Genomic DNA, 14,238 nt, shown 5'->3' with positions numbered 1-14,238 from the left:
ATGCAGGGACTTTTCTTTGAGAGCGATACGGGCGTGCGCAGCGCCATTCGCTTGGTTGTCGTGCTGATTGGATTCTGGACGGCATGGAGGGCCGGCAGAGCCGCGGCCGAGAGCTGGAGCAACTATCCTCTGGTAATCGCCTATACGGTTCTGCTTGCTGGTGCGATGCAATTCCTGCATCACGCACTGTTCGATGGACCGGTTCTCAGCCTCTTTTACTATGTAATCGACCTGGTCTTGCTTCTGATCTTCTCGACGGCCGGCTATCGCTATCGCCGGACCAATCAGATGGTCAACAACTACTACTGGCTATACGAAAAGACGTCCCCCTTCTCTTGGAAGGCAAAACATTGACAGCCGGTTGAATCTAGGGACAGATGCCCCTCGGAGTGGAACAAGTTTCCTGGCGCAGTAAAGTGGGTAATGCGCTGGGTAGTGGAACGGAACCCGCTAAAAAATTGGGAGTAACAGAATGAAAAAGTCTCTCCTGTCGGCTGTGGCACTGACGGCGATGGTCGCCTTCAGCGGCAACGCATGGGCCGACATCATCGTTGGCGTTGCTGGTCCGCTGACTGGCCCGAACGCTGCGTTCGGCGCTCAGCTCCAGAAGGGCGCAGAGCAGGCGGCCGCTGACATCAACGCCGCTGGTGGCATCAACGGCGAGCAGGTCAAGATCGTGCTCGGCGACGACGTTTCCGACCCGAAGCAGGGCATCTCGGTTGCGAATAAGTTCGCTGCTGACGGCGTCAAGTTCGTAATCGGCCACTTCAACTCGGGCGTTTCGATCCCGGCTTCCGAAGTCTACGCTGAAAACGGCATGCTCGAAATCACCCCGGCCGCTACGAACCCGAAGTTCACCGAGCGCGGCCTCTGGAACACATTCCGTACTTGCGGCCGTGACGACCAGCAGGGTGCAATCGCCGGCAAGTATCTTGCTGACCACTTCAAGGACGCCAAGATCGCTGTCGTTCACGACAAGACGCCTTACGGCCAGGGTCTCGCTGACGAAACCAAGAAGGCTCTGAACGCTGCTGGCACGACGGAAGCCCTCTACGAAGGCATCAACGTTGGCGACAAGGACTTCTCGGCTCTCATCGCCAAGATGAAGGAAGCCGGCGTCACGATCATCTACTGGGGTGGCCTCCACACCGAAGCTGGTCTGATCATCCGTCAGGCTGCCGACCAGGGCCTCAAAGCTACGCTGGTTTCCGGTGACGGTATCGTTTCGAACGAACTGGCATCGATCGCTGGCGACGCAGTTGCCGGTACGCTGAACACCTTCGGCCCCGATCCGACGCTGAACCCGGCCAACAAGGACCTCGTTGCGAAGTTCAAGGCTGCCGGCTTCAACCCGGAAGCTTACACGCTCTACTCCTACGCTGCTCTGCAGTCGATCGCTGGCGGTGCAAAGGCTGCCGGTTCCAACGACGCTGAAGCCGTTGCTGCTGCAATGAAGGCAAAGGGCCCGTTCCCGACCGTTCTCGGCGACATGTCATTCGACGAAAAGGGCGACCCGAAGCTTCCCGGCTACATCATGTACGAGTGGAAGAAGGGTCCAGACGGCAAGTACAGCTACTTCCCGCAGGAAGCCAAGTAAGGGTTCATCCCCCGCTTGTGCGAAATTTGGAAGCCCGGTCGCAAGACCGGGCTTCTTCTGTTTGGCCCATCGGGCTTTTTGGGCTACTGGCTAGAAAGCCAACCAGCATTCGGAACAGGTCACCATGTCCAAACCACGCATTCTCGTTACGCGCCGCTGGCCGTCAGCCGTCGAACGCATCCTTTCGGAACGGTTCGATGTAACATTGAACCTGCGCGATGAAGCGATGAGCGTGGAGGCATTGCGCCAAGCGATGGATGAGTACGATGCCATCTTGCCGACGGTCTCCGACAAGTTGCCCGCAGCCGTTTTCGATGTCGTGACGCCGCGCACGCGCATACTCGGCAATTTCGGGGTCGGCTACAATCATATCGACACCAATGCCGCCAAGGGCCGCGGGATCGTCGTGACGAATACGCCCGACGTGCTGACCGATTGCACGGCTGACATCGCCATGCTGCTGCTACTGACAGTGGCCCGGCGCGGCGGCGAGGGCGAGCGTCAGGTCCGCTCCGGCGAGTGGGCCGGGTGGTGCCCGACGCACATGATCGGGACGAAGGTCACCGGCAAAACCGTCGGCATCATCGGCTTCGGGCGCATCGGCAGGGCGTTCGCACAACGTTGCCATTTCGGTTTTGGCATGGACGTGGTTTTCTACAACAGATCACCGGTCGATCCGTCGGAAGCGGCGCGCTACGGGGCACGGCAATTGCCGACGATTGAGGAGGTATTGGCGCTATCCGACTTCGTGTCCCTGCATTGCCCAGGTGGTGCGGTAAACCGACACCTGATGAATGTGGGTCGACTTGCGGCAATGAAGCCCGGCGCCTTCCTGATCAATACTGCACGCGGTGATGTCGTTGACGAGGTGGCTTTGATCGCCGCCCTGAAGGACGGCGTCATTCGTGGTGCCGGGCTCGACGTATATGCGGCCGAGCCGCACGTACCGGATGCGCTGAAAGTCATGGAGAATGTTGTTCTGCTGCCGCATCTCGGCAGCGCGACCGAGGAAACCCGCACGGCCATGGGGATAAAGGTGGTGGACAACGTCACTGCCTTCTTCGAGGGGCGGTCGCCGCCCGACCGCGTTGTTTGATCTGCCTCTTCCTCCGCGAGAGTTTTGCTAGAGGCTGAGTTCGAAGAGTAGCTCGCCGTCTCGATGGCCGATCAGGCGCCAGCCGGCGCGTCGGTAAAGCCTTTCGGCTCTCGTCGCGGGATCTGTCGTCAAGCGAATCCGCTCGAAGCCGGCGGATTTCAACGTTTGACACGCGCGTTCAAGCAGGGCACGCCCGATCCCGCGACCGCTGTACCCCGGCGCGGATTTCGACGATCCGGGCAATATTCTGATTTGTCGCCCTACGGATCAATGCTGCGCTCTCCGACTCTAGATCGTTCACGTCTCATGCAAGACATGAGCGGCCTTGACCGCCGCCGAGGCACGGTTTTCGACGCCGAGCTTCACATAGATCTGTTCGAGATGCTTGTTCACGGTGCGCGCCGACAGGCCGAGAATCTCGCCGATATCGCGGTTGGCCTTGCCTTTCGCAATCCATAACAACACTTCGGATTCCCTCTGTGTCAGCGAGAAATGCCGGCGCAGCACCTCGTCGTCGGCCCGCGCGTTGTTTGCCGTCAGGCGAAACAGATATTCATCCGGACCGATCGCGCCCAGGAAGGCCAGCTGAAGCACGTCCTTGCCGGCATGCGAAAGCGAGATCGCGCCCTCGCGCGCCGAGGCCGGGCGGGTCTTCATCCACTCTGCAATCCTGCCGACCACCGTGTCCATGGCATCATCTCGGTTCATCGCAGCGTTGGCGAGGCGTGTTGCCTGTGGCGTCGACCAATGAATGTCGCCGTCGCCCTTGACGGCGAGCAAATGTCGGCCGGCAGCGTCCAGCGCAACGCGCGCGCTCTGTGTGGAACGGGCGTTGCGCAGATGGACGCCGATCCGCGCTCGCAGCTCGTCGATATTGATCGGTTTCGTCAGGTAGTCGACGCCTCCGGATTCGAGTGCACGAACGACATGCTCGGTTTCTGTCAGGCCGGTCATGAAGATGACCGGTATCTGGCTGATTGCCGGGTTGGCTTTGAGTCTCCTACAAGTCTCAAAGCCGTCCATGGAGGGCATGACCGCATCCAGCAGAATGAGATCGGGCGTAATGCGCTCCACAATATTCAGGGCAGCCGAGCCTGACGTGGCGATCAGGACCGAGAATCCGGACTGCTCCAGAGCATCGGTCAGGAACCCCAAAGCCTCTGGCGAGTCATCCACCAGCAGAACAATGTCGCGCGGGAGCTCAGCCAAGGGTTTCTACCTTCTCGTCAAAACGGTGCAGGAAATTCATGAGGCCGTTCAGATCGAAGGAGGCCGCATAGGAGCGAAGTTCTTCTGTAAATGGCTGATTTGCTTCTACCTTGGCAAGGTCGCCGAGCTTTGCCTCGATGCCTCTGATGTAGCCGATTTCGGCGAGCCGCAACAATTCCTGAACATGGGAGTGTCCTGGACTGACCAGCGGCCGGTCGTGCTTGGCGGGGGCGGGCGGGATCGCCTCCGCATAGATCCACCTCAAACCCAGATGGAGCGCAAGCTTGTCACGCAGTTGCTTGATGTCGACAGGCTTGCCGATGGCATCATTGTGGCTGTCATCGCTATCGCGGTGTGCGGCGGCGTCGCCGATATTGGCGGACAGCATGACGATCGGGGCAGTCTGGCCGTTCGCGCGCAGGCGCGAAACGAGTTGCCAGCCATTCATGCCCGGCATCGAGATATCGACCAGGAAGAGATCGGGCTGGATGCCTTCGATCAAAGTCAGGCAATCGGCTCCGCTTGCCGCCGTCAGCACGACGAAATCAAGTGGGGCGAGCACCTCGCGCATCATCTCGCGGTGGTCCTCATTGTCGTCCACGACGACGATCGTGCGCCGAGGACCGTCGTAGCTGACGATCTTCTTCTCCTGTGGCGGGACCGTCATTTCGCGAAGCACGGCGGAAAGCATGAGGCGAACGCGGAAGACCGTTCCGCGATCCTTCTCGCTGCTCACCGAGATTTCGCCGCCCAGCGTGTTGGTCAAAAGCTGCGTGATCGTCAGACCGAGGCCAAGGCCCGGCATCGGCCGGACGCTGTCGGCTTCGCCACGCTGGAACGGCTCGTAGATACGGCTCAAGTCCTTCTCGGCAATGCCGCGACCGGTGTCGCTGACCGTGAAGGTGGCGACCTGGCTGCGATAGCCAACGTCGAAGGTGACGCTGCCTTCGTCAGTGAACTTGATGGCGTTGGAGAGCAGATTGACGAGGATCTGGCGCAACCGCTTCTCGTCGGTGCGTACGAAGTGGGGCAGGGCGGGTGAGCGGTCGTGATGGAACGTCAATCCCTTGGCCTGGGCCTGAGGGCGGAACATGTCGACGATTTGATCCAGGAAATCCTGAATGTTGATCTCGTTGGAATAGACCTGCAGGCGCCCGGCTTCGATCTTGGAGATATCGAGGAGACCGTCGATAAGACCGGAGAGATGCTCGGCGCTGCGGCGGATGACCTTGATCGACGACTGTCGTGGAGTGGGAATGGTTTCGTCGCGTTCGAGAATCTGCGCGTAGCCGAGCACGGCGTTCAGCGGCGTGCGCAATTCGTGACTAAGGCCGACGACATAACGGCTCTTCGCACGGTTGGCGGCTTCAGCCGTTTCCTTGGCGGTCTGAAGGGCGGCGTCGGTCTTCTTGTGCGCGGCGATTTCCTTCAGCAGCAGCGTATTCTGGCGAGAGGATTCTTCCTCGGCAACGACCCGGCTGTCATGCGCGAGCACGTAAAACCAGCAGACGACTCCCGCAATCACCGCGAAGACGAAGAAGACTACCAGGATCGTTCCGTTGACGACGTCGGCGGTTTCGGGTGACGCCGAGGAAACCTGATGGGCGATCATCGCGAGGATGGTTCCGACGGCCGTCAGGGCGAGCACGACGGCGATGCCATAGCGACCGAGGCGTGTGGTCAGCTTCTCAACGACGCTCCCCGGCAGTACTGCCTTGGCGACCGTGCCAACCTGTGCGTTGAAGCGCGCCTTCGGCTTGCACATGTCGTGGCAGCGGCTGTCGAGCGAACAGCAGAGCGAGCAGATCGGTGCCGCATAGGCCGGGCACCAGGCCATATCTTCAGGCTCGAATGGATGCTCGCAGACGGAACAGGTGATGTTGGTAAGGTTCTTCCAGCTGTGGCGCGGCTTGCGAGCGAGATAGAACCTGCCCTTCGTACTCCAGGCGATCAGCGGCGAGGCGATCAGCGCGACAACAAGCGTGATGTAAGGCGCGAGGGAGGCTGCGATGGAGCCGAAGACGCCGAAATGCGCGACCAGCGCGATGCCGGCCGATAGCGTCATGGCGCCGAGGCCGACGGGGTTGATGTCGTAGAGGTGAGCGCGCTTGAACTCGATGCCGGGAGGCGCAAGGCCGAGCGGCTTGTTGATGAAGAGGTCCGCGGAGATCGTGCAGAGCCAGGCCATGGCGATGATCGAGAAGATGCCGAGCGTTTCCTCAAGCAGCCTATAGATGCCAAGTTCCATCAGCAGAAGGGCGATCGCCACGTTGAAGACGAGCCAGATGACGCGGCCGGGATGGCTATGAGTGAGGCGGGAGAAGAAGTTCGACCAGGCGAGCGAGCCTGCATAGGCGTTCATCACATTGATCTTCAACTGCGATACGACCACGAAGGCAGCCATCAGCAGCAGGGCGGCGTTGTGCCAGGGGATCATGTATCCAAAGGCGGTCAGATACATCTGGGCGGGATCGGCGGCACGATCAACCGGCACGCCGGACGCGAACGTCAGCACGACGAGGAAGGAGCCGGCTAGCAGCTTCGGCGCCCCGATGATCACCCAGCCTGGGCCGGCGAGGAAGACCGCGAGGCGGTGGCGCCATTTCGTCTGCTTCTCCGGGGGTAGAAAGCGCAGAAAGTCGGCCTGTTCGCCGATCTGCGACATCAGCGCCAATATGACGGCTGAGGCGGCGCCGAATTCGACGAGATCGAAAGGTGCGACCGTGCCCGGCGGCCCCGAAGCATGCCGAATGCCGGCAAAGGCGCGCCACAGATCGAATTTCTCCCAGTCCATCACGGCGATGAAGAGGAAGGGCAGGACATTGAGGACGATCCAGAAAGGCTGGGTCAGCAACTGGAATCGGCTGATCAGCCGGACGCCGTGCGTCACCAGCGGAATGACCATGACGGCGCTGATGATGTAGCCGATCCACAGAGGGATGCCGAGCGTCAGCTCCAGCGCGCCGGACATGATCGAGGCTTCGATCGCAAACAGCATGAAGGTGAAACTGGCATAGATCAGGGACGTGACCGTGGAGCCGATATAGCCGAAGCTCGCACCGCGGGTCAGCAGGTCGATATCGACGCCGTGGCGGATCGCGTAGCGGCTGATCGGCAGGCCGATGGCGAGCATGGCGATCGAGGCGACGATGATGGCGTAGAAGGCGTTGGTCGTGCCGTAGGAGAGCGTGATGGCGCCACCGATCGCTTCCAGCGCCAGGAAGGAGATGGCACCGATTGCCGTCTGCGAGATGCGCTGCGAGGAGAACTGCCGGGCGCTCTTGGCGGTGAACCGCAGCGCATAGTCCTCCAGCGTCTGGTTCGCCACCCAGCGATTGTATTCGCGCCTGACCGGAATGATGCGTTGCCGCGCTGCCATGCGTTAGTGCCAGCCCCTTTGTTCCCCTTGTCATGCGTTCGTAACATGGAACCACGCGAGGCTTAAGAGTGCGGCGCAGCACAGAACTGCACATTTCGCCCCGTCACCTACGTCATATCACGTATACGCTTTCGCAGTGCAGCACCGGATAGTCCTTTAAGCAACAGTTAACTTCCGTTTTCGGCCTGTTGTCTAACAAGAAGAGGGGATCAACCAGATGAATCTCAAGTCCTATATCACGGGCGCCGCACTCGGCGCCGTCATGTCGGCCACGGCCGCATTCCACGGAGCCGTTGCGGCTGACGACACCATCAAGGTCGGCGTTCTGCACTCGCTGTCCGGCACGATGGCGATCTCCGAAACGACGCTGAAAGACGCCATGCTGATGCTCATCGACGAGCAGAACAAGAAGGGCGGCCTTCTCGGCAAGAAGCTCGAAGCTGTCGTCGTCGACCCGGCCTCCGACTGGCCGCTGTTTGCCGAAAAGGCACGCGAGCTGATCGAAAAGGACAAGGTCGCCGCCGTCTTCGGTTGCTGGACGTCCTCGTCGCGCAAGTCGGTCCTGCCGGTCTTCGAAGAGCTCAACTCGATCCTCTTCTACCCGGTTCAGTATGAAGGCGAAGAGTCCTCGCGCAACATCTTCTACACGGGTGCCGCTCCGAACCAGCAGGCGATTCCGGCCGTCGACTACCTGATGGAAAAGGAAGGCGTTAAGCGCTTCGTTCTCGAAGGCACCGACTACGTCTATCCGCGCACCACCAACAAGATCCTGGAAGCCTATCTCGTCTCGAAGGGCATTCCGAAGGAAGACATCATCATCAACTACACGCCGTTCGGCTTCTCCGACTGGCAGACGGAAGTGAAGAAGATCAAGGAATTCGGCGCGGCCGGCAAGAAGACGGCGGTGGTCTCGACCATCAACGGTGACGCCAACGTTCCGTTCTACAAGGAACTCGGCAACCAGGGCGTCAAGGCAACCGACATTCCCGTCGTCGCCTTCTCGGTCGGTGAAGAAGAGCTTGCCGGTCTCGACACCAAGCCGCTCGTCGGTCACCTCGCTGCCTGGAACTACTTCGAGTCGGTCGAAAGCCCGGCGAACAAGAAGTTCATCAAGCAGTGGCACGAGTTCACCAAGAACGACAAGCGCGTGACCAACGACCCGATGGAAGCTGCCTATATCGGCTTCAACGCATGGGTTAAGGCTGTTCAGGCTGCCGGCACGACCGACACGGACAAGGTTCTCGACACGATCATCGGCACCACGGTTCCGAACCTGTCGGGCGGCTATGCGACCGTCATGCCGAACCACCACATCACCAAGCCGGTTCTGATCGGTGAAATCCAGGCGAACGGCCAGTTCGAAATCGTTCAGCAGACCCCGGCGGTCGTTGGCGACGAATGGTCCGACTTCCTGCCGGACTCCAAGGACCTGATCTCCGATTGGCGCAAGCCCATGAACTGCGGCAACTTCAACGTTGCCTCGGGCAAGTGCGGCGGCAAGGGCTCCTGAGTGCGAACCACCCCGTCACTCTGACGCCTGAAGACTTCCGCCCGGTCTCTCCTGTCCGGGCGGAAGGTCCATCTCCGGAGCGCAGCCTTGATGCTTCGGACGGCGGCGGTTCCATGGTGGATCGATGCCGATTCAAGGGCTTATTTTTCCCGATTGCGCCGGAAGGCCAACGATAACCGAGGCAAGAGAGCCGATGTATCGCGCCATCAAGATTTTGCTTTTGACCCTATGCCTGGCCATGCCGGCTTTTGCGACCGCGCTCAAGGCACAGCAAGACATTCACCCCCTTATCGATGCGCTTGGCGTCGGCGATTTCCCTGAGCGCGAAGCCGCGATCAAGGTACTGGTCGCCTCCAAGGACCCGCGTGTCGGCGAGATCCTGCAGTTGCTGAGCGATGGTCAGCTTTACGTGAATTCCGAGACCGGCGGTCCTGTGCTGGTGCAGGGCGGCACCGAGGATGAGCCGACCTATGCCGACCCGATATCAGGCGCGGTCGTTTCCGACGTCGATCCGGACTATATGTCCAAGGTCAAGATCAACAACTCGCTGCGTACGGTGATTGCCACCGCCACCAGCCAGCTGACGCTCCTGAGCGCGGATCGGGGCGCGCGGCTTGCGGCAGCCCAAGGACTGCTCAAGGACGCCGATCCGGCAAATCTTGACCTCCTCACGTCGGCGCTGGCTGAAGAAAACGACGCCGAGGTCAAAAATGCGATGGAAGCGGCGCGCGCTGTCATCGTGCTGAAGAGCGATGTCAGCGCCGAAGAGAAGAAGGCCGCGATCGATACGGTCGCTGCGCGCGGCGGGCGCGATGCGCTGACCATCCTGAATTCCGCGATGGCGACCGCGCCTGAGGAACTGAAGGGTGCTATCCAGACCCATGTCAACGCGATCAACCGCAGCCTGGCGCTTTGGGATGTCGGGCAGAACATCTGGTACGGGCTGTCGCTTGGCTCGGTGCTGCTGCTGGCCGCGATCGGCCTTGCCATTACCTTCGGCGTCATGGGCGTCATCAACATGGCGCATGGCGAAATGGTGATGATCGGCGCTTACACGACGTACGTCGTGCAGGAGTACATCAGCTCCGCATTTCCCGAACTCGGAAACTATTCGCTGGCCTTCTCCGTGCCGGTGGCTTTCGTCTTCACCGGCTTTGTCGGTCTTGTCATCGAGCGGGTCGTCATCCGTTATCTCTATGGCCGGCCGCTCGAAACGCTGCTCGCCACCTGGGGCGCGTCGCTGATCCTGCAGCAGGCGGTTCGCACGATCTTCGGCCCGACGAATCGCGAGGTGCGCAATCCAAGCTGGATGTCCGGCGCATTTGAACTGGGCGGGCTCTCGATCACCTGGAACCGCCTCTGGATCATCGTTTTCTCGATGGCTGTGTTCTTCGCGCTGCTCGTTCTCCTGAAGCGCTCGGCCTTCGGCCTGCAAATGCGCGCGGTTACGCAGAACCGCCGCATGGCCTCGTCGATGGGCATCCGCACCGGCTGGGTCGATGCATTCACCTTCGCGCTCGGCTCCGGCATTGCCGGCATAGCGGGCGTCGCGCTCAGCCAGATCGACAACGTGTCGCCTAACCTCGGGCAGAGCTACATCATCGACAGCTTCATGGTCGTGGTCTTCGGTGGCGTGGGCAATCTCTGGGGCACGCTCGTCGGTGCGCTGTCGCTCGGTGTCCTCAACAAGTTCCTCGAGCCCTTCGCCGGTGCTGTGCTCGGCAAGATCCTGGTGCTCGTCCTCATCATTCTGTTCATCCAGAAGCGTCCGCGTGGGCTCTTCGCACTCAAAGGAAGGGCGGTGGAAGCATGATTACGGCCTTCCTGCTTCGGTCTCTCGACCATAAGATCGTCGCTGCGATCGTCATTCTGCTTGCAGTCGCCGTGCTGGTGCCGGTTCTCAACCTGATGACCGCGCCGACCAATCCGCTGCATATCCCGACCTATATCATGGCGCTGTTCGGCAAGTATCTCACCTACGCCCTGCTGGCGCTGGCGCTCGACCTTGTCTGGGGCTTCTGCGGCATTCTCTCACTTGGCCACGGCGCCTTTTTCGCGCTCGGCGGCTATGCGATGGGCATGTATCTGATGCGACAGATCGGCTCGCGCGGCGTCTATGGAGACCCGATCCTTCCGGATTTCATGGTGTTCCTGAACTGGAAGGAACTGCCGTGGTTCTGGTACGGCTTTGACAAGTTCTGGTTCGCGGCGCTGATGGTTCTGCTGGTGCCGGGACTGCTGGCCTTCGTGTTCGGCTGGTTCGCCTTCCGCTCACGCGTCAACGGCGTCTACCTGTCGATCATCACGCAGGCGATGACCTACGCGCTGCTGCTCGCCTTCTTCAGAAACGACATGGGCTTCGGCGGCAACAACGGCATGACCGACTTCAAGGAAATTCTCGGCTTCAACGTTCAGGCTGATGGCACGCGTGCTGCGCTGTTTGCAGCGACCGCCATCTTCCTTGCACTGTCGCTCATGATTGCCTCGGCCATCGTCCGCTCGAAGTTCGGCAAGGTGCTGGTCGGCGTGCGTGATGCGGAAAGCCGCACGCGCTTCCTCGGCTACCGCGTCGAGCACTTCAAGCTCTTCACCTTTGTCGTCTCCGCGATGATGGCGGGCATTGCCGGTGCGCTTTACGTGCCGCAGGTCGGCATCATCAACCCCGGCGAATTCGCGCCGGCCAACTCGATCGAAGTGGTCATCTGGACGGCAGTCGGCGGACGCTCGACGCTGATCGGGCCGATCATCGGCGCCATTCTGGTCAACGGCGGCAAGACGATCTTCACGGGCATTTTCCCCGAGTTCTGGCTGTTCGCGCTTGGCGGTCTCTTCGTGCTCGTCACGCTGTTCCTGCCAAAGGGGATCGTCGGGACCATCGGCCAGTACTTCACGCGCCGCAAGCCGAAGACGGAGGCGACCCCGCCCGCGCTTCAGGAAGAGGGTGTCGATGCAAAAATCCAGCCGGCGGAGTAAGCGATCATGATCCCTGACGTCAAACCAAACAGCGTTCTCTATCTCAACAACGTCTCGGTTTCCTTCGACGGCTTCAAGGCACTGAACTCGCTCTCGATCGTCATCGAGCCCGGCGAACTTCGGGCCATCATCGGCCCGAATGGTGCCGGCAAGACAACGATGATGGACATCATCACCGGCAAGACGCGACCGGATGAAGGCGAGGTGTTCTTCAACGGGCAGACCGATCTCACCAAACTCGACGAGGCCGACATCGCGCAGCTCGGGATTGGTCGCAAGTTCCAGAAACCGACGGTCTTCGAAAGTCACACGGTGTGGGACAACCTCGAACTCGCCTTGAACCGCAAGCGCGATGTCTTCTCGACGCTGTTCTACCGGCTCTCCGCGGAAGACAGGGCGCGCATCGAGGAGATCCTTGAGACCGTGCGGCTGACGCATCGGCGCGACGAACTCGCCGCCAACCTCTCGCACGGCCAGAAGCAGTGGCTGGAGATCGGCATGCTTCTGGCGCAGGAACCGATGCTTTTGTTGGTCGATGAGCCGGTCGCCGGCATGACGGACGCCGAAACCTCGGAAACGGCGATCCTCCTCAAGGAGATCGCCAAGACCCGCTCGGTCGTCGTCGTGGAGCATGACATGGGCTTCATCCGCGATCTCGGCGTCAAGGTGACCTGCCTTGCCGAAGGTTCGGTGCTGGCCGAAGGATCGATCGATTTCGTGAGCTCCGATCCGAAGGTGATCGAGAATTATCTGGGGCGCTGAGATGCTGACAGTCGAAAATGCAAACCTTCACTATGGCGCCGCTCAGGCGCTGCGCGGCATTTCCATCAAGGCGGAAATGGGCAAGATCACTTGCGTGCTGGGGCGTAACGGCGTGGGCAAGAGTTCTCTTCTCCGCGCCGTTACCGGCCAGCATCCGCTGTCGGCGGGAACGGTGACGTTCAACGACACCAGGCTCAACGGCCTGCCGCCCTATGCGCGCGCCAAGCAGGGCATCGGCTATGTGCCGCAGGGGCGTGAGATCTTTCCGTTGCTGACGGTAAAAGAAAATCTCGAGACCGGCTTTGCGCCGCTTTCACGGGGCAGCAAGAATATTCCCGACGATATCTTCAGCCTGTTTCCTGTGCTGCAGACCATGCTTGGACGTCGCGGCGGCGACCTTTCCGGCGGACAGCAGCAGCAGCTGGCGATCGGCCGGGCGATGGTAACGCGGCCGAAGATCCTCGTGCTCGACGAGCCGACCGAGGGCATCCAGCCGTCGATCATCAAGGATATCGGCCGGGCAATCCGGTATCTGCGCGACAGTGCCGGGATGGCGATCCTGCTGGTGGAACAGTATCTCGATTTCTGCCGCGAACTTGCCGACTACGTCTACATCATGGATCGCGGCGAGATCGTTCACGAGGGGCTTGCGGAAACGCTCGATACGCCGGAAGCGCGTCGTCATTTGACTGTATGATCCAGTGGTTATCTGTTGGGCAGATGCTGTTTTCCTCGGCAGTTTCTGAGGGATCTCGTTGCCGCCGGTCCGATCGTGGTGAGTGTGTCGGAGCGGCACGGGAATTGCTTGCTTTCTGCAAGTTAGTGACTTCAATGAAAACGGCCGGGGTCAACCGGCGGTCCATTGGGAAGGGACGGAATGACGAACGCGGGGGCAGCTACAAGACCGCAGAGAGCCGAGGGGCGCGGGCATCTGGCTGCGAGGATGCTCGACGGGCGTACGCGCCTGAAGGAACTCTACCAGGAAGGAGCGGGCAAGATCCGGCTTCCGGATACGTTCGATTCCTCCATGGAAGCCGTCATCATCAATACCGCGGGCGGCCTCACCGGCGGCGACCGAATGAACTGGAGCGTTACGGCTGGTCCCGGCGCCCGCATCGACGTCACCACGCAGGCCTGCGAGAAGATCTACAAGGCATCGGCAGGAACGGCTGAGGTCAACACCAGCATTACCGTGGGCGCAAACGCCCGGGTGGACTGGTTGCCGCAGGAAACCATCCTGTTCGATCGTTCATCGCTGTTTCGAAAGCTCGACGTTGATCTCGATGATGATGCCGAATTCCTGGCCGTCGAGGCCATCCTGCTTGGCCGGAAGGCGATGGGGGAGGCGGTGGAGAGCGGCCTCTTTCGCGACCGCTGGCGTATTCGCAAGGCAGGCCGGCTCTGCCACGCCGAGGACCTGGCGCTGCAGGGAAATGTTGCAATGTTTGCCGGTGCCGATGCCGTGCTGTCAGGCAAGGTCGCGTTTGCAACGCTGCTGTATGTCGGGCCGCGCGCCGAAGCCTACCTCGGTGCAGTGCGCTCGCTGCTTGAGGGCCATATGGGCGGCGCCAGCAGCTGGGCCGGCAAGCTTGTCGTGCGCCTTTCAGCGCCCGATGGTTTTGCCTTGAGAAAAATTCTCATCCCGATCATTTCGGCCTTGCGCGATGGAGCGCCGGTGCCGAAAGTCTGGAATCTCTAGTTGAAGCAGATGG

12 protein-coding genes are annotated in these 14,238 nt (G+C 60.7%); 9 read left to right on the top strand and 3 right to left on the bottom strand.

Annotated elements, in window-relative coordinates; genetic code table 11:
• The 3 genes from AC1DPR_RS21180 (at nt 1) to AC1DPR_RS21170 (ending at nt 2,693) form a co-directional block, all read left to right on the top strand.
• Nucleotides 1–354, top strand: coding sequence for a DUF6867 family protein (locus AC1DPR_RS21180; protein ID WP_018858219.1), 354 nt, complete (start codon nt 1–3; stop codon nt 352–354).
• Between the two features lie 118 nt (nt 355–472).
• A complete protein-coding gene (locus AC1DPR_RS21175) occupies nt 473–1,597 on the top strand; it encodes a branched-chain amino acid ABC transporter substrate-binding protein (protein ID WP_018858220.1) in 1,125 nt (374 codons plus the stop codon).
• Nucleotides 1,598–1,721: 124 nt separating this feature from the next.
• On the top strand, nt 1,722–2,693 hold the full coding sequence (locus AC1DPR_RS21170; protein WP_018858221.1) for a 2-hydroxyacid dehydrogenase: 972 nt from the start codon (nt 1,722–1,724) through the stop codon (nt 2,691–2,693).
• Nucleotides 2,694–2,720: 27 nt separating this feature from the next.
• On the opposite strand, the gene AC1DPR_RS21165 is transcribed toward AC1DPR_RS21170, so the two are convergent.
• The 3 genes from AC1DPR_RS21165 to AC1DPR_RS21155 all read right to left on the bottom strand — a co-directional run bounded on the left by AC1DPR_RS21165 (nt 2,721) and on the right by AC1DPR_RS21155 (nt 7,281).
• A complete protein-coding gene (locus tag AC1DPR_RS21165) occupies nt 2,721–2,855 on the bottom strand; it encodes an N-acetyltransferase (RefSeq protein ID WP_477817087.1) in 135 nt (44 codons plus the stop codon).
• Between the two features lie 135 nt (nt 2,856–2,990).
• Entirely contained in the window at nt 2,991–3,902 is a 912-nt protein-coding gene (locus tag AC1DPR_RS21160; RefSeq protein ID WP_018858223.1) for a response regulator, read from the bottom strand.
• On the bottom strand, nt 3,895–7,281 hold the full coding sequence (locus AC1DPR_RS21155; protein ID WP_113470935.1) for an ATP-binding protein: 3,387 nt from the start codon (nt 7,279–7,281) through the stop codon (nt 3,895–3,897). Before AC1DPR_RS21155 ends, AC1DPR_RS21160 begins: the two co-directional genes overlap by 8 nt.
• Before the next feature lie 217 nt (nt 7,282–7,498).
• Between AC1DPR_RS21155 and urtA the strand changes: the two genes are divergently transcribed.
• From urtA to AC1DPR_RS21125, 6 genes are all read left to right on the top strand, one after another.
• Nucleotides 7,499–8,791, top strand: coding sequence for an urea ABC transporter substrate-binding protein (gene urtA / locus AC1DPR_RS21150; RefSeq protein WP_018858225.1), 1,293 nt, complete (start codon nt 7,499–7,501; stop codon nt 8,789–8,791).
• Between the two features lie 193 nt (nt 8,792–8,984).
• Nucleotides 8,985–10,604 (top strand): urea ABC transporter permease subunit UrtB, encoded by a 1,620-nt coding sequence (gene urtB, locus AC1DPR_RS21145; RefSeq protein ID WP_477817086.1) that lies wholly within the window; start codon nt 8,985–8,987, stop codon nt 10,602–10,604.
• Nucleotides 10,601–11,764: an urea ABC transporter permease subunit UrtC gene (urtC, locus tag AC1DPR_RS21140; protein ID WP_018858227.1), complete on the top strand. Its 1,164-nt coding sequence runs from the start codon at nt 10,601–10,603 to the stop codon at nt 11,762–11,764. The genes urtB and urtC overlap by 4 nt, the downstream gene beginning before the upstream one ends.
• Before the next feature lie 6 nt (nt 11,765–11,770).
• Nucleotides 11,771–12,526: an urea ABC transporter ATP-binding protein UrtD gene (gene urtD, locus AC1DPR_RS21135; RefSeq protein ID WP_477817085.1), complete on the top strand. Its 756-nt coding sequence runs from the start codon at nt 11,771–11,773 to the stop codon at nt 12,524–12,526.
• A gap of 1 nt (nt 12,527) precedes the next feature.
• A complete protein-coding gene (urtE, locus tag AC1DPR_RS21130; protein ID WP_018858229.1) occupies nt 12,528–13,223 on the top strand; it encodes an urea ABC transporter ATP-binding subunit UrtE in 696 nt (231 codons plus the stop codon).
• A 180-nt stretch (nt 13,224–13,403) separates the two neighbouring features.
• Nucleotides 13,404–14,225 carry an urease accessory protein UreD gene (locus AC1DPR_RS21125; RefSeq protein ID WP_477817084.1) on the top strand — a complete coding sequence of 274 codons (822 nt, stop codon included), beginning with the start codon at nt 13,404–13,406 and terminating at the stop codon, nt 14,223–14,225.
• Nucleotides 14,226–14,238 lie beyond the last annotated feature (13 nt).

This window comes from Rhizobium sp. 01T417, assembly GCF_056398905.1.
This window is presented reverse-complemented; position numbering and strand designations above follow the sequence as displayed.

Bases quoted from the DNA above. Each gene is read 5' to 3' on its own strand.
- AC1DPR_RS21170 (WP_018858221.1), top strand. From the start codon at position 1,722: ATGTCCAAACCACGCATTCTCGTTACGCGCCGCTGGCCGTCAGCCGTC.
- urtA (WP_018858225.1), top strand. From the start codon at position 7,499: ATGAATCTCAAGTCCTATATCACGGGCGCCGCACTCGGCGCCGTCATG.
- urtC (WP_018858227.1), top strand. From the start codon at position 10,601: ATGATTACGGCCTTCCTGCTTCGGTCTCTCGACCATAAGATCGTCGCT.
- urtB (WP_477817086.1), top strand. From the start codon at position 8,985: ATGTATCGCGCCATCAAGATTTTGCTTTTGACCCTATGCCTGGCCATG.
- AC1DPR_RS21155 (WP_113470935.1), bottom strand. From the start codon at position 7,281: ATGGCAGCGCGGCAACGCATCATTCCGGTCAGGCGCGAATACAATCGC.
- urtD (WP_477817085.1), top strand. From the start codon at position 11,771: ATGATCCCTGACGTCAAACCAAACAGCGTTCTCTATCTCAACAACGTC.
- AC1DPR_RS21175 (WP_018858220.1), top strand. From the start codon at position 473: ATGAAAAAGTCTCTCCTGTCGGCTGTGGCACTGACGGCGATGGTCGCC.
- AC1DPR_RS21180 (WP_018858219.1), top strand. From the start codon at position 1: ATGCAGGGACTTTTCTTTGAGAGCGATACGGGCGTGCGCAGCGCCATT.
- urtE (WP_018858229.1), top strand. From the start codon at position 12,528: ATGCTGACAGTCGAAAATGCAAACCTTCACTATGGCGCCGCTCAGGCG.
- AC1DPR_RS21125 (WP_477817084.1), top strand. From the start codon at position 13,404: ATGACGAACGCGGGGGCAGCTACAAGACCGCAGAGAGCCGAGGGGCGC.